This window comes from Aureibaculum luteum, from assembly GCF_003449015.1.
Classification (GTDB): Bacteria; Bacteroidota; Bacteroidia; order Flavobacteriales; family Flavobacteriaceae; genus Aureibaculum; species Aureibaculum luteum.
Window position 1 is genome coordinate 287,791 of sequence record NZ_QRGD01000007.1, and the last position, 21,134, is coordinate 308,924.

At 37.1% G+C, this 21,134-nt stretch carries 3 protein-coding genes; all 3 read left to right on the plus strand.

Features of this window, described 5'->3' with window-relative positions; translation table 11 throughout:
• The first annotated feature begins 224 nt into the window (after positions 1 to 224).
• Complete coding sequence (locus D3P13_RS16500; protein ID WP_117883973.1) at positions 225 to 8,390, plus strand: Ig-like domain-containing protein; 8,166 nt, start codon at positions 225 to 227, stop codon at positions 8,388 to 8,390.
• Positions 8,391 to 8,874: 484 nt separating this feature from the next.
• Entirely contained in the window at positions 8,875 to 12,861 is a 3,987-nt protein-coding gene (locus D3P13_RS16505; protein ID WP_117883974.1) for a lamin tail domain-containing protein, read from the plus strand.
• A 713-nt stretch (positions 12,862 to 13,574) separates the two neighbouring features.
• Positions 13,575 to 20,885, plus strand: coding sequence for an Ig-like domain-containing protein (locus D3P13_RS16510; protein WP_232829222.1), 7,311 nt, complete (start codon positions 13,575 to 13,577; stop codon positions 20,883 to 20,885).
• Positions 20,886 to 21,134: the final 249 nt, after the last annotated feature.

Below are 21,134 nucleotides of genomic sequence, written 5' to 3' on the forward strand. Positions count from 1 at the left end.
AAATTAAGAATCAAAAGTTAAAAGAATAGAGAAAGTAGTATATTTTTTTATATTTCAGAAATATAGTATACATTTTACCTACACGGTAATAAGGGAGTTCTATGCGGTTAGGAGCGTTATAGAACATTTAAATATTTTAAGTATGTCTTATTGTTAAAACTACGTCTTAACATCTAAGTATGTCTGTACGAATATTGTGTACGTAATTTTTAAATAATATAAATTTGATTAATAGGGTAAGTCTGTCGCTAATTACTTTTTTTGTAAAATGTTCTAAAGGTATTGTTTCTGCTCAAGAAAACTATTTGAATACTTTTAAACATTGCTTAAATTTACTTCTGGTAATTATATTGTTATTTGCCACCAATAGTTATGCACAATGTGGATTTGGAGGAACGAATTCAGGCATTACCGTAACGCCATCTGCAGCAACACAAACTACTGCTAATCTAGGAGCTAATGATTATTTTTTAATGAATGTTGTCAATGGAGGTAATTATAGGGTAAGTACTGCTCCAAATGGAACTTTTGACACTCAGTTATCACTATACAATGAATCTGGGGGAGCATTTGTAGGATATAATGATGATATTGGAGGTGGTAATCTTCTTTCAACAGTTACATTTACGTCAACTTTTACTGGTCAGGTTAGAATAGTTTTAAACAGATGGGATTGTAGAACTAATAACGGTGGTAACGCAGATTTTGGAGTAGAATATTCTGGTTCAGCCCCAATAACTTCGATAGATTTAGCGGTAATTAAAACCGTAAGTGATACAACACCAAATGAGGGAGATAATGTTACTTATATATTAGAGATTACGAATAATGGTCCTGTACAAGCAACCAACTTAACGCTAACAGATCTATTGCCTGGTGGGGTCACTTATGTGAGTGATGATGGTGCATATGTTTCTGGCACAGGTGTTTGGACCATTGGTACTTTAAATACTGGTGCTACATCTACGTTGAATATTGTAGCTGGAGTAAATTTTGGTACTGCTGGATCGACAATAACAAATACAATAACGGCCGTTAATGCCGATCAAACGGATAGCAATGTTACAACAGATAATTTAACGGAATCAATTGTACCATCTGTAGATGCTCCTCCCGTAATAACTGCAGTCGGAAATGAATTTTTATGTCCGGGTCCTGGTAATTCACAAAATATTGCTACAAGTATTTCTCTTACAGATCCTGATGATACTACAACAGATGCTGTTTATATTCAAATTTCCTCGGGTTATGTAACTGGAGAAGATTTATTAACGCTTACAGGAACCCATCCTAATATTACCGCGAGTTTTGACGTCACAGAAGGAGAACTTACCCTACAAGGGCCTACAACATTTGCCGAGTTTGAAGTGGCAATTTTAGCGGTAGAATATTCTAGTAATAATGCTAGTGCTACAGGAACTCGACAATTTTCAATTACTTCTGGTACCGCGAATTATTTACCTCCAACGGATCACTATTATGAATTTGTAACCCAACCGAATATATCTTGGACTGCTGCGAATGCAGCCGCAAATGCTCGGACGTATTTTGGATTACAAGGTTATCTAGCTACATTAACATCACAAGTTGAGGCCGATTTTTCTGGGTCTCAAGCAACTGGTGTAGGATGGATAGGAGCAACTGATGCCGCCACTGAAGGAGATTGGAGATGGGTCACGGGTCCAGAAGGTCTAGCCAATGGAGGAACGGGAACGCCTTTTTGGAGTGGAAATATTGGTGGAATAACAGTACCGCCGACTAATTTTGCATTTTGGAATGCAAATGAACCGAATGATTATCCGGGTGGTGCAGCGGTTCCTGGTCAAGAAAATTATGCACATATAACGGATGTTTCAGTAACATCTTCACCAGGTTCTTGGAATGATTTGCCGAATACAACATCTACTTCTGGTGCATATCAAGCACAAGGGTATGTCGTAGAGTATGGGGGCACTGTAGGTGACCCTGTTTTAAATATTTCTGCAACAACAATGATTACTTTAACAAGTATTTCAATTGATACACAACCTTCAAATCAAACAATTTGTGAAACCGAAAATGGTAACTTTAGTGTCATAGCATCCGGATTGAATTTGACCTATCAATGGCAAATTAGTACCAATGGAGGCTCAACATTTACGGACTTAAGTGATGGAGTGGTTTATTCAGATACTGATGCAGCAATTTTAAATATTACTGGTGCTTCATCTGTGTTAAATAACAATCAGTATCGTGTAATTGTTGCTAATGGGGTTAATGGGTGTTCACCAGAAACTTCAGACGCTGCCACACTTACATTAAGTAACCCAGCGGTAACAGACCCGGGTGATTTTAATAGCTGTCTAACAGGAGAAACGTTGGTATTGCAGGCCGAGTTTGTTTCAGCCACCGCAGAATACACTTGGTATGAAGATGCCGATACCACTCCCGTTATGATTGCAAGTGGTGTAGGGTTGGATAATATAATAATTACTACACCTGGTGCTTATCAGCTTGTGATAGATCCTATACTGGCTTGTACGTCAGATATTATTTTTATTAACGCCATACCTTGTGCGGTAGATGACTCATCATTAGTTGTAAAGGATAATGTTGCAGGTGTTGTAATAGATGTCTTGGTAAATGATTCGGATCTTGAAAACGATATTGATATTTCTTCAATTAATAACACAAGTTTGTTGGCTCCATCTAACGGTACAGTTTCTATTAATACATCAACGGGTGAAATAACGTATATACCAAATGCAGGGTTTTTCGGCACGGATACCTTCGAATACCAAATATGCGATACCAACACACCTGCACTTTGTGATGTGGGCTTAGTAGTGGTGGCAGTAGAAGTTGATACAGATAATGATGGTGTGGCAGACATTATTGATTTAGATGATGATAATGATGGAATTCCTGATGCCATTGAAGCAGGAGGAAACGATCCTTCAGCCGATATTGACGGTGACGGTATTTTGGCTTATTTAGATGAAGACGATACTAATGCGTCTATTGGAGATGATACTCCCGGTATTGAACAAATCTATGATTTTGATGGAGATGGTATTCCAAATCATTTTGACTTAGATGCCGATAATGATGCAATACCAGATGTAGTTGAAGCAGGATTTACAGATGCAAATAATGATGGTTTGGTTGATACAGTATCATATGGTACAAATGGTTTAGCGGATGAAGTTGAAACATCTCCAGATAGCGGTATTTTAGCAGTTATGCCCATCAACACTGATGCAGCCTATGATAATAACTCGAGTTTCACCTTGTATAATTTCTTAGATGTAGATTCCGATAATGATGGTATTACAGATACTACCGAAGCATTTTCAAATAATGCTACTTATAACGATGTAGATAATGATGGTCAAATAGATGGATTTGTAGATGTTGATAGTAATGGTTGGCATGATACAATAGATGTTCAAACAGCTTTACCGACGTTTTTAAATTCAGATTCAGATTCAATTCCAAATTACCTCGATTTAGATTCAGATGGTGATGGATTACCTGATACTTTTGAGGGTAATTTTCAGGTAACTGATGGGGATAACAATGGTGTTGTAGGAACAGGAATTCCTGTAGATACTGATGGTGATGGACTTGCTGATACCAACGATCCAGATGAAGCAGGAAATGTAATTGGCGGGTTTGGTTTTTACCAAGATAGAGATGGTGATGGTGTAAACAATACCCTGGATATCGATATTGATAATGATGGTATTATTGATAATACAGAAGGGCAACCTACCATTGGTTATCAAGCTCCACTTGGAACTGATACCGATGGCGATGGTATAGATGACGCATATGATGTGGACAATGGTGGTGTTGGGATCGGCTATACCAATACCGATGGTGGTAGTGCTCCTGATTATGCAGATACCGATGCTGATGACCCTAACGGTTTAGGAGCTGATCCTTATGATATTCTGGAAAATTTTTATACAGGGCCCGGTGAAGATGATTTTGATAATGATGGTATATTAGATTTAGCTGCTTTTAATGATGCAGATAATGATGGTCTTGCTGATATTTTTGATTTACAACCTACACGTACCGCGGCCAATAATGCTACAAATGGAGGTCAAACACCTTTTAGTCAGCCAGATACGAATGGTACGGGAGATCGTGACTGGAGAGATTTAGATAATTCAGATAATGATGGTGACGGTTTAGCCGATACTACAGATATTGATGATGATAACGACGGAATTCTTGATACTGTTGAAGGAACGGGTGATTTTGATGGAGATGGAGTGTCAAATAAAGATGATTTAGATAGTGATAATGATGGAATTTCAGATTATACGGAGGCTGGTGGTACAGCCGATACAGACAGTAGTGGTATGCCGGGTACTGGTGTATTAGATGTTACTGAAGTAGATCTGAATGGACTTCCTTTGGTGTTATTAGGTGTTGGTTTAACGCCTGTAGATACAGATGGTGACGGAATTCAAGACTATCATGATATAGACTCAGATAACGATGGTATTACCGATGTTTTAGAAGCCGCAGGAGTAGATGATAATGGAGATGGAAGATATGGTACAGGTACTGGTAATGACAGTGATGCAGATGGAATAATTGATGCAATTGATCTTTATGATAATAGAGATGGTAACCTTGATACCCTACTTGGAGGTACCCCACTTGCTATTCCTGATACAGATAGTGACGGACTGAATAACTATATTGATTTAGACTCAGATAATGATACGGTTCCTGACAATGTTGAGGGACAATCAACTGTTGGTTATATAGCTTTAGCTGGAATAGATACTGATGGCGATGGGCTAGATAATAATTATGATACAAACAACGGTGGTACTACAATAGTTCCTGTAAATACTGATGGAACAGGCAATCCTGATTATTTAGATTTAGATGCCGATGGAGATACACTTTTTGATATTGTTGAAGCTGGAAATGGCACTGCAGATACTGATACTGATGGTAAAACTAATGGAACTTTAGGAGCCAATGGACTTGATGATACCTACGATGATGGTATAGCAGGAGATACATTTATTGACCCTAATGGAACATTGGATGATACCCAAAGCGATAACTTTCCTGATGCAGATTTAGATGTTTTAATAGGAGGGGATGTTGATTATCGAGATATTACATTCAATGATAACGATAGTGATGGCGTTTCTGATGTTGCAGATTTAGATGATGATAATGATGGTATTTTGGATACTGTCGAATCAAATGGATTGGACCCTCTTGCGGATGCAGATAGTGATGGTGTCTCAAATTATCTTGATGCTGATTTTTGCACTTTAAATGCATTTTTGATTTGTGAGAATCTTGATTCCGACAGCGATGGTCTTCCAAACCATTTGGATTTGGATTCAGATGGTGACGGTATTCCTGATAATGTAGAAGCACAAACAACACTTGGTTATGCACCACCTGATGCGTTAGATAGTGATGGAAATGGACTGGACGACAGGTATGAAAATACTCCAGGTTCAGGTGAAGGATTGATTCCCGTTAACACAGATAGTACTGATAATCCTGATTATTTAGATACCGATAGTGATAATGATTTACTTGATGATAGTTTGGAATCTGGCATAATCTTGACAGGAACAGATGCGGATGGTGATGGGCTTGATGATGCAACTGACGCTATCTCAGGTTATACTGACCCAGGTGGTACAATTGATAATCCATTAACAGGTGGGGTTACACTACCAGATGCAGATGCAGATGCGAATACAGGGGGTGATGTTGATTTTAGAGATGATACGGATGACACAGCAGACTTAAGTTTGTTAAAGTCAATAGACAATACTACGCCAGTAGTTGGCAATACTGTTATTTTTTCAATTACAGTAGCCAATAATGGGCCTGGCAATGCGACTGGGGTTGAAGTAATAGACCAATTACCATCGGGTTACACTTATGTTAGCGATAATGGTGCAGGATCATATAATTCTAGTACCGGAGTTTGGGCAATTGCAAATCTAAATACTGCTACTTCTGCCACATTGCAAATTACGGCGACCGTCAATGGAACTGGTTTGTATGAAAATACGGCTGAAATTACCGCTAGTAATAATTTTGATCCTGATTCTTTTCCAAATAATAATACTATTGGTGAAGACGATCAGTCTTCTACAACTTCAGTTCCATTTACAGATGTTGATCATGATGCTGATGGTATTTTAGATTTAGAAGATCTTGATGATGATAATGATGGTATTACTGATACTCAGGAATTATGTAGTGCTGATCCCATTACAGGTCCACCACCGTCGTCCACTATTAAAGTTACTATTGATTTAGATAATGAGGAAAATGAAACCACCTGGGTTCTAACTGATGCATCGGCCAATATTATTGCAAGTGGAGGATCTTACGTTGATTCGGATGAAACTATCGTTTCAAACAGCAGTGTTTTAACTTCAGGTAATTATACCTTTACTATTTTTGATTCAGGAACGGGAAATGGTCTTAATAATCCAGGAAGTTCAGATTCTAATGGCACTTCAGGCTATAGTATAGATGTTAATGGTACTACTATATTTACATCTGCTAATAGGCCTAATTTTGGGGCGTCAAGTACACATGTTTTTGCAGAAACTATTCCAACTTTAAACATTTTCTCTTGTTTAACCTCTGATCCTAATAAGGATGATGATGGTGATGGTATTTTAAATTATCTGGATGCAGATTATGCTTTAGCCAATGGGTCTGCCTTAAATGCCAATGGGGTAGTAGCTATTTTAGATACGGATGGTGATGGTGTAATTAACAGTTTAGATTTAGATTCAGATAATGATGGTGTTTTTGATATTATAGAAGCTGGGGGTATCGATGTTGTTGGTGTTGAAGATACGGATAATAATGGTAGAATTGATGGAGCTGACGCAACGAATGTTGGTGTAAACGGTGTTTTTGATACTATTGAAATCACTATTGATAGTGGTTTATTAACATATACAATTAGTGATTCCGATGGAGACGGTATCTATGATTTCAAAGAGATAGATTCTGATGATGACGGTTGTAATGATGTAATTGAAGCAGGCTTTACTGATGATAGCGGAGATGGGATTTTAGCAGATTTAGCAACTATAGTTGATGTTAATGGATTAGTTTCAGGAACAAATGTAGTGGATGGATATACCATTCCCGCCGACGGTAATTCTAATAGTGTTTTTGATTTTCAAGAAGCAGGTACCTTGCCATCTATTTCGGCCCAAACAACAAGCCAACCCATCTGTGAAGGTACTAACGGTGCTTTTAGTGTTGTGGCCTCAGGTACAAATTTAACATATCAATGGCAGATAAGCACAAATGGAGGTTCAATATTTACTGATTTAAGTGATGTTGGGGTATATACAGGTACTAATAATGCTACATTGAATATTACTGGTGCTTTAGAGAGTATGAATGGATATCAATATCAAGTTGTAGTTGGTAGTAGTGCTTTTATTTGTAGTCTTACAACTTCTACACCCGTTACCTTAACCGTTCCAGATGTTTCATATACAGCCTCAGGGACTGGTCCAACTACATGTGGTGGTACTGATGGATCCATCACCTTAACCGGCTTAGTAGCTGGAACCAATTATAGAGTAAGCTATTCAGATGGTGGAGGGCCACAAACACCAGCTGTTTTAACTGCTGATGCTAGCGGAGAAATTCTAATTACAGGTCTAAGTGCCGACACTTACACAAATATAGTTGCAACATTATTTGGATGCTCAGGAACTCCGTTAAGTGTAACACTCTCAGATCCAATTAATCCTGATGCACCAGCAACTGGAGGCGATCAGTTAGAGTGTGCAACTATCCCAACACAAACACTTACGGCAACAGCAACAGCTCCTGGTGGGTCGAGTTTAGTGTGGTATGATGAAGCAACCGGTGGTAAGGTTGTAGCAAGTCCAACATTAAATACTGTTGGAACTATAACTTATTATGCAGGAAGTACGGACAATACAACAACCTGTGAGAGTACGGTAAGAACAGCGGTTTCTTTAACGCTACAAGATTGTGAAGCGGACTTAAGTTTAAAAAAGGGCGTTAATAATTCAACTCCTGATGTAGGTGATGCTATTAACTTTAGAATTACATTAGAAAACGATGGTCCATCTGACGCCAATTCTATCATTATAAGAGACATAATTCCAAGTGATTTTACGTATACACATCCTAATTTTGTAACGAGCCAAGGTACGGTAGCTTTTGATTCAGGAACCGGTGCGTTGACATGGGATTTAGGAGCTTATGTTTTGACTAGCGGAAGTAGTTTAACATTAACCTATACCGTTACTGTTGATGTCTGTGGAGAGTTTGTTAATAAGGTGGAAATTATCCAGAGTTCGCAAGTTGACCCTGATTCCACACCCAATAATGGTAATTAAGAATCACTCTTAGTAATTAATTATTTTTTGAAGTGTTTTTGGGTTAAAATTTTAACTATTAAAAATGACTTGAATCACTTTCTTACCTAAAATCTATAGAGATGACTAATTAGTCATCATTATTTATGTAATTCTTTCCAATATTAAATCCATTACATTAATTTTTTTAGTAATCTTATTTTTTAACGTATCTAATGCTTTTGAAATACTCGTTACGTTTGTGAAAAATTTCTGGATAGAATTAGCTATTCAAAAGAGTATACTTTCTTAAAATAAAAGAGGTTCTAGAAATCAAAATTTCATTGTTAAAACACAATAACATATTGGTGATGGCGTTAAAACCCTTGTAATAAAGTGGAAAACGTTATTAACAGCCAACAGTTGTTACTGACAAAATTTTAACAAACTGATAATCAGTAAGTGTATTTGTAAATTTCTAAAATTTGCAAGTGCTGTTTTGATGTTGTTTTAAAATCAATGCAATTTGGAATTTAAAAATGCAACACAGAACGGAAACGCTCGTATGTATAACCTTTTAATGGAAAGTGAAGTAGCTATAAAAAATGTAATTTTAACTAGTCTGTTTTTTTTGCTGACAATTATGGCTAATGCTCAACCAGCAAATGATGACTATGCCAATGCTATTGATGTTTCTTCAATAATAAATAGTTGTTCTGCAGATGCAACATATACAACAATAAATGCAACTGCTGATGGGAATGCTGGTTCAAATTGGAACAATGGTGGTCCATTATTTAATGTTTGGTTTAGCTTTGTAGCCACTACAGATCAGATAAATATTACTGTTGATATTGGTGGAGTTAAAGGTAGTCAGCGTTATTCACAATTAGCACTTTGGGAAGATGATGGTATAACTGAGCTCAATAGTGAACGTTATTTCTCTACGGCCTCAGATAATGATATTGATGTGGGCTACGTCGGATTAACCATAGGTGAGACCTACTATATTTCGGTAGATAGTTATAATACAAATACTGATGGAACTTTTACACTATGTTTACAAGATGCTGTTGACTATGATTTTTACGAAGGTGCAATAGATGTAACAACCCTTATAAACACTTGTTCAACAGATGCTATTTATGATACTCGCGGTGCTACACCAGATAAAAATGCTGGAAGTAATTGGAATAATAGTGGCCCAAATTTTAATCGTTGGTTTAGCTTTGTAGCCACTACAGATCAGATAAATATTACTGTTGATATTGGTGGAGTTAAAGGTAGTCAGCGTTATTCACAATTAGCACTTTGGGAAGATGATGGTATAACTGAGCTCAATAGTGAGCGATATTTTTCTACAGCGTCAGATAGTGATATTGATGTGGGCTATGTCGGTCTAACGGTAGGCGAAACATACTATATTTCGGTAGATAGTTATAATACAAATACTGATGGAACTTTTACATTGTGTATACAAGATGCTGTTGATTATGATTTTTACGAAGGTGCAATAGATGTAACAACCCTTATAAACAGTTGTTCGGCAGATGCTATTTATGATACTCGTGGTGCTACACCAGATAAAAATGCAGGAACTCATTGGAATAATAGTGGGCCAAGACAAAACCGATGGTTTAAACTTATAGCTCCTTCAAATGATCAATTGAATATAACGGTAGATATAGGAGGGGTCAAAGGCAATCAACGCAATACACAACTTGCTATCTGGGAGTCTGATGGCACTACGGAAGTCAGTAGTACAAGATATTCAAGTGGAACAGCTGATGTAACTTTGAGAGTGCCTGGCTTAATCGCTGGCAGTACCTATTATATTTCGGTTGATGTTACAAATTCCGGTTCGGCAGGTACATTTACTTTGTGTTTAGATGCTGCAAATAAACAAGGCAATATTGTAATAAATGAGGTATTGTTTGATGAAACTGCAGGGGGTGCTACCGATAATGATGAATTTATAGAGCTCTATAATGCGGGGTCTACAGCTGTAGATTTAGCGGGGTGGCAATTGATTGATGGTAATTTATTAATCTATAATGAAACTGATTTTAGTGGAAGTATTACCAATAGTGCCAATCCATTTACTTTTAGTTGTTCAGGTTCGCAAGTGTGCTTAGGTTCTACTATTTTGCAGCCAGGCGACTATGCCGTAGTTTGGATAGGTCAACAGAATGCGTCCAAAAACGCACCTAATGCTTCCTTTCAGGCTTGGTTGGGAAATAGTACAAAACTTAATAATAATGGTGACGATATTTGGCTTTATGATACCAATACTACTTTGGTTGATTATGTAGCTTATGGAGTAAATAATGGAATAAACCAACCACCATTAGCTGTTTTTTGGGATGATAGTGTTCAAAACACATTGGATAATGCCGGTAACGGACAGTCAATTAGTTTAAGTTCAAATGGTATAGATGGTAATGTGTCTGGTTGTTGGGAGCCTACAACAAGTGCCCAAGCTTCAGGTAGATGTACGGGTTATTTACCAACATTTGATAGCGATGCTTCAGCTAGAATAGCTAGTCCTGGAAATAACAATAATGATCCAGATAGTGATGTAGATGGCGTTGTTGATTCTGTAGATTTAGATGATGATAATGATGGAATTCTAGATACAATTGAAGGTGATACAGATCCAGATGGAGATTTAATCCCAAACCGATTAGATTTAGATAGTGATGGTGATGGTATCCCAGATAATGTAGAGGCACAGTTAACAGCTAACTATAATTCTCCAAATACAGATACAGCATCAGATTATATCACGAATAATGGAGTTAACTCTGCTTATTTAGGTGGTTTAACACCAGAAAATACGGATGGCACTGACAATCCTGATTATATAGATACAGATTCAGATAATGAAGGGGCGGATGATACTGTTGAAGCAGGAATAACTCTTGTAAATAGCGATTCAGATAGTGATGGGTTAGATGATGCCACTGATGCTTCAACGGGTTATTCAGATCCTGGAGGGGTTATTGACAATCCTTTAAGTGGCGTCCAAGTATTGCCTGATGTTGATTCAGATGCTTTAACAGGTGGTGACGTAAATTATCGTGATGCTGTAGATGATAGACCGGATACAGATAATGATGGAATAGTTGATGAAGTAGACTTAGATGATGATAATGATGGGATTTTGGATATTGTAGAAGGTTGTGGTGGGTTAAATGGAGAATTTTATGGAACAAATGGAACAGTAAACAATGTGGCGTCTGCATTAGCAGCTACTTCTGGAACGCCAGATGCTACTTTTATAGCAACGAATATAGATTATCCTCAATTTAGTGGAGGAATAGGTAATGGTACTAACTTGCAAAATTTCTTGGCAGGTGATGCTGCTTCATTAAGTAATGATCCAGGTAATACCAGTCGAGGTGTCATATTGATGAATGGTTCTATTTATTTAGCGGCGGGCACTTATAATATGCGAGTTCGTTCAGATGACGGGTATCGAGTAATAATTGATGGAAATATTGTTGCTATTTATGACGCAAATCAAGGTCCAACTACAAGAACTCATAGTAATTTCACTATTGCTGCAAGCGGATTTTATCCTATTGATTTTGTGTATTGGGATCAGGGAGGTGCTTATACTTTTACGGCAGAAATTAGACAAGGTTCTCAACCTTATGAGGTTGTGAATTCTGATTTTATTGCAGGTACTTGTATAGATTCCGATGGAGACGGTGTTGTTGATGCGTTAGATTTAGATAGTGACAATGATGGTATTCCAGATAATGTAGAAGCACAAACCACTATTGGATATATTGCTCCGAATGCTGATAGTCCTGCTACTTACATTGCAAATAATGGTTTGAATTCCGCCTACTTAGGTGGTTTAACACCTACCAATACGGACGGTACTGATAATCCTGATTTTCTAGATTTAGATTCTGATAATGAAGGTGCAAATGACACTTCTGAAGCGGGTATTACATTAGCAAATAGTGATTCAGATGGTGATGGTTTAGATGATGCTACAGATGCAACCAACGGATATGCAGACCCAGGCGGAACAATTGACAATCCATTAACAAACCCCGTAATTTTACCTGATACTAATGGTGATGCAACCACAGGGGGAGATGTTGATTTTAGAGATGTAATTGGCGAAGCAGATTTAAGTTTAAGAAAAACGGTTGATGCTAGCAACCCAGATGTAGGAGATAGTATTACATTTACAATTGTAATTGCAAATGATGGCCCTTCATCAGCAACAGCTATAGAAGTACAAGATATTATTCCAGCAGATTTTACATACACTCATATTCCTGCCAATTATACAGTAACTCAAGGGACAGTTGCTTATAACACAAGTACTAGAACTATGAATTGGAATGTTGGAGCTTACGTTTTAGCTTCAGGCAGTTCAATTTCTTTAACCTATACTATTACGGTTAATGTATGTGGTGAATTTAAGAATCAAGCTGAAATTATAAATAATGCAGCTACGGATCCTGATTCTACACCAAATAACGGACGATAATACCGTTTTTTATAAGTAGTATTAATCTAAAAGTGTCTCATTTCATTCCTGTAGATTTAGGTTCAGTCTGTTTATTTTTTAAATGCTATAAAACAGGTGTTTATCTTTATCTGTTGCATGGGTTTTTTAGAGTTATTAACAATTATTTAGGGTTATCAACATATTGTTAACAATTTAAAATAAGGTGTATATATTCGTTCTAGTAATAAGTGGAAAAATAAAAAGGAGTTACTGATGTTAATCAATTTTGTAATATAAATCAATAATTATTTTTTGATTTGAATTGTGAAATAACCTGTAACCGTACTGTGGCTTATTTTATATAATTATGTCTGTTTTAACCAATCTAAAATAGAATTAAAGCACTGGCTATACATATAGGTGTTATTCATATTCTAGTTCCAATCGGCTGAAACTGTATACTTTCTAAAGAGGCCGTTCCTTTAAAGTAAATTTTACTGATTGTAAAGATGTATCTCACGTTTGGTTTGATTATACCAATGGTGGTTGTCTGTATGCGTTAATTTTGATGTTGAGTTGGTAGCTTTACCATTTTTCAGTGTGCCCTATTTATTTGGGTATTTAAAGGTTGTGTTCTATAACCTTGAACTTATGAAGTTTTATAAAAAAAATAACAAATCATGCTGGGAATTTTCAGAATGAGGTGGTTATAATTGAATATTACTGTTTAAAAATAAGAATTCTTGAAAAAAGTGGACCCAAAATTTCAGAAGCTATTTGTTTTAGTAATCGCATTCGTTTTTACCCAAATTGGGTATACTCAATTAAGTGATTTACATTATTTACCTCCTTTAAAACAGGATAGCAATAACGTAGCCATACAGCAACAAACCATTTATTTGTCAACTCCCGAAGTTACAACCTTTACAGTAAATGTATTCCAAGGAACCAATCCTACAGCAATAGCTTCTTTATCACTGTCCAAATCTTCTCCAATTGCTTATGGTCTGGGCAATGGAGATAACAACATAACTTTGGTGAATAATGGTAATACAGGGTCTGTATTAACCTCTAGTGGTTTAAAGTTTGAGGCTCCTGGCGGGCAAAAATTTTATGTTAATTATAGAGGGAGATCAGGTTCGCAAGCCGCCTCAATTACTTCTAAAGGAAGGGCTGCGTTGGGGCAGATTTTTAAATGGGGAGGTGCACCCATAGAGGCGAATCATCCTTCAATGAGTGCCACTTTGGGTATTATGGCTACTGAAGATAATACGGAAGTAACTATAAGTGGATATAATCCAAATTGTGAATTTCGATTGGGAGGCACAATTGATGGCATAACAGCAAATTCGTTAACTTTTATTTTAGAAGCAGGGGAGTCGTATGTATTAGAAGCTTCAAAAGATGCAACTACAGCCAATATTGATGGCTGGATTGGTGCTTCAATAGTTTCAGATAAAGATATTGCTATAAGTAATGGAATGCTGAATTTTGGTGTAAATCCTAGTAGTGGAAGTAGAGATGCTGGTGCAGATCAACCCGTACCAGAAGATAAGTTGGGAAAGGAATATGTTTTTGTTCGTGGTAATGGAGGTGTAACAAATGAGTTTGTTGTTATTATAGGAACGCAAGCAAATACTAACATTTATGTTAATGGCAGTGCTACGGCGTATGCTAACATTGGGGTCGGAGATTATGTAGAAATACCTTCTAGCTTTTATTCAGGCACTACTGTAGGACATAATATGTTTGTGTCTTCTACTAAAGATGTATATGCATATCAAGTAATTTCTGGTGACACCGGAATTCATACGGTAAGTTTGAATTTTGTAGCTCCTGTAAATTGTTTAATGCCTGATACCATGGATTTCATTCATGATATTGAAGATATTTCAGGTATTACAGCTGCAGGAGGTTTATTCATTATAGCATCAACCACTACAGCTAACGCCGATATTACTGTTACGGATGGGACAGGTGTGGTTACATTACCTGCAGAACAAACTGTGGCTGGCTCACCAGATTGGAAAACGTTTTATCTATCAGGCCTCACGGGCAATGTTTCTGTAGTTTCTACAGGTCCAGTCGCGGTTGGGTTTTTAGGCTTTAATGGTGCACGTGGAATTGCGGGTTATTTTTCAGGATTTGATACCGTTCCTGTTATTGATTTGGAAGTTGTAGGAGGAGGGTGTCTTCCTGGAGCAACGGTAGAAGTTGTAGATAAAGATTTCGAAACTTACCAGTGGTTTGATGATGGAGTATTGGTGCCTGGTGCAACAAACCCAACCTATGATCCAACAGATTCTGGAGATTATTTTGTACGTGTAACCAAAGGAGGGTGTACCTATGATTCGCAACCAATTTCAGCATATTACTGTACTCCTGATATCGTTCTAAATAAAACCGCTGATAAAACGGAGGTACTTGTGGGAGATATGATCACATTTGTAATCACGGTTGAAAGTAGAGGGCTTTATGACGTTACAAATGTAAATGTGAATGATGTATTACCTGCTGGATTGAGTATCTCTACTATTAATGTAAGTACTGGCTCTTGGTCAGCACCGAACTGGACTGTTGGAACGCTAACTAGTGGTCAAATAGAAACGATAACCATAGAGGCAGTGGCTAATGAAATATTGGGTCTCGAACAGCGTTTGGATCGCACGAATACTGCATCAAATAGTCAAGATCAGACAGATAGTAATAACACTACCGAGGTTCCATCAGTTGACTTTTCAATTTTACGTGATATAGACGATGATGGGGTAGCAGATCAATATGATTTGGATGATGACAATGACGGAATTTTAGATACTACCGAGTCTAATGGTAGTGACCCAAATGCAGATTCAGATTCAGATGGTGTTCCTAATTATTTAGACGCCAATTTCTGCACGCTTAATGCGGATTCTATCTGTGCCAACTTGGATATTGATAACGACGGTATTCCAAATCACATGGACCTTGATAGTGATGGTGATGGAATTCCAGACAATATCGAGGCACAATTAACAACCAATTACACTGCCCCAAATACAGATACAGCATCAGATTATATTACAAATAATGGTCTAAATTCTGCCTATATAGGTGGTTTATCACCAGAAAATACGGACGGAGCAGATACTCCTGATTATTTAGATACAAATGCAGATAATGACAGTTTAAACGATACGGCCGAGGCTGGAATTGCCCTTAGTGGTGTTGATACAGATAATGATGGATTAGATGATGGCACTGATGCAAATACAAGTGGTTATACAGATCCAGGTGGAACCATTGATGATCCAATAACAGGTCCATTAGCATTGCTTGATTCAGATAATGACGCCAATTCTGGTGGAGATGTAGATTTTAGAGATACACTAGATAATAGGCCCGATAATGACAATGATGGAATTGTAGATGCTGAAGATTTTGATGATGATAACGATGGTATTTTAGATACTGATGAAGGCTGCGGAAACTTGGTGATTAACGGTAGTTTTGAAGCTCAAGATTTTTCAGATCCTATTGTATTTCCAGACGGATTTACCGATACTTCAGGCACATTTATAGGTGCAACATATAATTCGAATACTTTATATGGATGGAACTATACTCAGAATATAGATGGTTGGATTGGTGGTCAAAGTCCATCATGGTCATCAAGTAGTTTTGCAACTGCATATAGTGGAAATCAATACATAGACGTTGTAGGTAGTAACAACGTAACAGGTGGTGTTAACGGTATCTTATCACAAGTTATTAATACAATACCCGGTAATTCATATACATTTTCATTTCATTGGGGAGAAGATGTAGGTCATGGCAATGGTGCCATTATAACTTTAGATGTAGATGTGTTAGACGCAGCTAATAATCCATTAATTAATGAGACCATTACAGCCACAGCTCAAGGTCCAATAGCTGGAGTAATTGGACCAAGAATTTGGTATTATTATAGTCAAACATTCACGGCAACTACTACAGAAACAAGGATACAATTTAGAGCGACACCACCGGCAGGTTCTTCATCAGCAGGAGCAGATATCGATTATGTGAGTGTTGTAAATACAGGAGGTTGTCAAGATTCTGATAATGATGGAGTCATCGATGCTTTTGATTTAGATAGTGATAATGATGGTATTTATGATGCTGTTGAGGCGGGTCACAATCAACCACATACAAATGGGGAGGTAAATGGTGCTGTTGGAGTAGATGGTGTTCCAAATGCTGTACAAGATGATCCAGATAGAGAAACTATAAATTATACAGTGGCTGATTCTGACGGTGATATTACCATTGACGCCCAAGAATTAGACGCAGATGATGATGGTTGTAATGATGTAAATGAAGCAGGTTTTACAGATGGAGATGCTAATGGACTTTTAGGTTCAGGGACTTTTGGTTCAGGGTTAGCGGTGAATTCAAATGGGGTAGTAACTAGTGGTTCAGACGGGTATACAACACCTGCAGATGCAAATAGTAATACCATTTATGATTATACTGAAGCAGGTTCTTTACCAACCATAACTAGTCAACCGTTAGATATAAGTGTTTATGAAACTGAATCTGCTAGTTTTAGTGTTGTCACTTCTGGTTCTAATCTAACGTATCAATGGCAAGAGAGTACAGACGATGGGGTTACTTTTAATAACTTAAGTGATACGGGTATTTATTCTGGTGCCCATACAGCAAATCTTGTAATTACAGGAGTTACCACTTCTATTGATAATAATAAATACCGAGTTATAATTAATAATGTAACCTATGCTTGTGGTTCTATTACCTCAACAGTAGCTACAATAACTGTTTTAGTAGATATAGATACTGACGGCGATGGTATTTTTAATAGAATTGATTTAGATGATGACAATGATGGTATACCTGATTTAGAAGAGAGTCAATGTGAAGTTAGTATATCTCCTGGAGTTCCTCCTAGTTCAAATGCTGCTCTTAGTTTAGGTTCAAGATTGTACACAGATTTTAATAGTTATTGGACTTCAGCAGTTGGTGCTATTAATCCATTGAAACCTGATAATACTTCAAATTTATTAGCTTTTGAAATAGGGAGTCAAACATACGCTACTGGGGTAGTAAATAGTAGGTTAATTGATAGTGACAATGACGGATTGTTCGATGCCTTAGATACTGATGGTAATGGAATAGGAGATGTAACTCTAGTAGAAACATCGTGGACGGCACTTACACCAGTTAGAGATATTAATACGGGTATTCGCTTAGAAGGATCTGCCTTAGATGGAAATACCGCGGCTGCTGTTGGCCCACTTTTAACATCTGGAGGTGCACCTTTTAACCCCTATTTAAATCAAGGAGTTAGAGGTTTAAATTTGGCATATTCAATTGCCAATATTGGAGATGTTTGGTATTTTAATATCCAAGGGATATTGTCGAGTGCTTATGGTGATGGAATTCAAGATATTCTTGTAACCCAAGTAGCTCAGCCGGGAGGATCGACCTTCAATACATTGCATCTTATTGATAATTCAGGTAATTTTATTGGTAATGGAGTTACTGTAAATTGGAATACGGTGAGTTCAATGGGTAATCATTTGGTAGATCAATACAATACGAATGATTCAGTAAGTGGTAGCAATCAATCTAAAGGCATACGTTTTGCAGCAATTGAGCTTTCTGAGTTTAATTTAACACCTGCAGAAATAGCAAATGCAGTCGCTTTGCGATTGGAGATATCTTCTGATGCTGACCCAGCATTTTTTGTGGTAAATGATGCAAGTTTTTTATCTAACTGTGTTGATGTCGATTCTGATTTTGATGGTATACCTGATTCCTTAGATTTAGATTCGGACAATGATGGTATATATGACTTGGAAGAAAGTGGTGCTTTAAACGTCTCAGGAGTAAATGATAGTAATAACGATGGTGTAATTGATGGACCAGCATCTTCTTTTGGAGACAACGGATTATTTACGTTAATTGAAAATAATGATACTTCAGGAGCTTCAATAACCTATTCAATTAGCGATTCAGATAGTGACTCAGTATATGATGCTTATGAATTAGATGCTGACAACGATAGCTGTAATGATGTTGATGAAGCTGGATTTACGGATGGTGATTCTAATGGTCTTTTAGGTTCTGGAACTTTTGGTTCTGGACTGACAGTGAATTTGAATGGGGTTGTAACTAGTGGATCAGATGGTTATACTACTCCAGATGACTTGAATACAAACAACACTTATGATTTTCAAGAAGCAGGAGCAATTCCAGTAATTACTGATCAACCTACGGATGATTCTATTTGTTATGGTGACAATGCTAGATTTGAAGTTGTGGTTACAGGCTCAAATTTAATATATCAGTGGCAAGTGAGCACTGACGGAGGTTTTACTTTTGCCGATATTAGTAATAGTTCAGTGTATAATGGAGCAACGGCGGCGGTTTTAAATGTTATTACTCCAGTACAATCTTTTCACAATTATCAATACCGTGTAACTATTTCAGATAGTGCTTTTAGTTGTGGTTCTGTAATATCAGAAACTGCAGTTTTAACAGTACAAGTACAGCCGAATGCGGGGAATAATGGTGCTTTACATTTGTGTGAGGATGATATTGCTACTTTAGCACAATTACAAGCAGCGATTACAAGCGAAGACGCAGGCGGAATATGGAGTCCAGCGTTGGCACCAAACGTAACAACATATACGTATACGGTTGCGGCAACATCACCATGTACAACAGATGATGCATCAATAGTATTGGTAACATATCAAGCACAACCGAATGCAGGAAACCATGGTACTCTAGATCTATGTGTAGATGGTACTGCAACTATAGCACAATTACAAGCAGCTATTACTGGCGAAGATGCAGGTGGAACATGGAGTCCAGCGTTGTCACCAAACGTAACAACATATGCGTATACGGTAGCAGCAACGTCACCATGTTCAACAGAGGATACATCAACTGTAACGGTTAATTATGTTGCACCAACAATAGCAATATCAAATGGGCCTATTTGTTCCTTAGATTTATTAACATATAGTGTTGAGGTTACTGTGAGTGGTGGATTAGTTACAAGTACGGAAGGTACGGTCACAAGCACCTCAGGAAATAATTGGACTATTTCTGGTATAAATACTGGTACAAATGTAACGCTAACAGTTACAGATACGTGCACAAATTCTTTGGTTGTTACTGCACCAAATTGTAGTTGTCCAGTGGTTGCAGCTCCATCAAGTGGAGGAGATGACAATTATTGTGCTGGAGAATCTATTCCGACTTTAACAGCAAATGTTGGTCTTGGAGAAACTGTAGATTGGTATGCTGGATCTACTGTTGGAATACCATTGTTATCTGGTAATACATCCTATATTCCTTCTGGGTCAGGGACATTTTATGCAGAAGCTAGATTAATTGTTAATGGATGTACAAGTACTTCAAGGACACTAATAACACTTACTGAAAACCCACTCCCTGCTGCTCCTGTAAGTGGAGGAAATCAAACTGAATGTGCTACTTTTCCAATACAAACACTTACGGCAACAGCAACCACTCCAACGGGATCAAATCTTGTTTGGTATGACGCAGCAAATGGTGGTAATGTTGTAGCTAGTCCGACATTAAATACAGTTGGAACAATAATATATTACGCAGGTAGTACGGACAGTACTACCAATTGTGAAAGTGCTTCAAGAACGGTAGTTGCTTTAACTATTGAAGATTGTGATGCTGACTTAAGTTTAAAAAAGACAGTTGACAATTCAATTCCCGCAGTTGGTGATGATATTTCCTTCAGCATAACGTTAAGAAACGACGGGCCGTCTGCTGCAAATGCTATTATTATTAGAGATATAATACCAAGTGATTTTAATTATACACATCCTAATTTTTCAACTAGTCAAGGTACGGTAACTTTCAATTCAGGTACTGGTGCTTTAACTTGGGATTTAGGATCTTATGTTTTGTCAAGTGGTGGTAGTTTAACATTAGTTTACACAGTTACAGTTAATGTGTGTGGCGAGTTTGTAAATAAAGTGGAAGTGGTTAGTAGTTCGCAATCAGATACAGATTCTACGCCAAGCAATGGAGGTTAATTGATTCTTTTATGATAAAATGGTTTCGTTTAATTCGATAGTTTTCAATTCAATAGTTAAAGAAGTTAATAATGTATTCATATCAACTGTTTTGTTGATAAAAAGTAATTTTCAATAATGGCGTTAACGCAATAATAATCAGTTAGGTACGTTTATGTTGTTAACAATCACAAGTGAAGTTATTAACAATTAATTAAGGTTATTAACATTTTATTAACATTACGAAACTAGCTATCTATATTTGCTTTA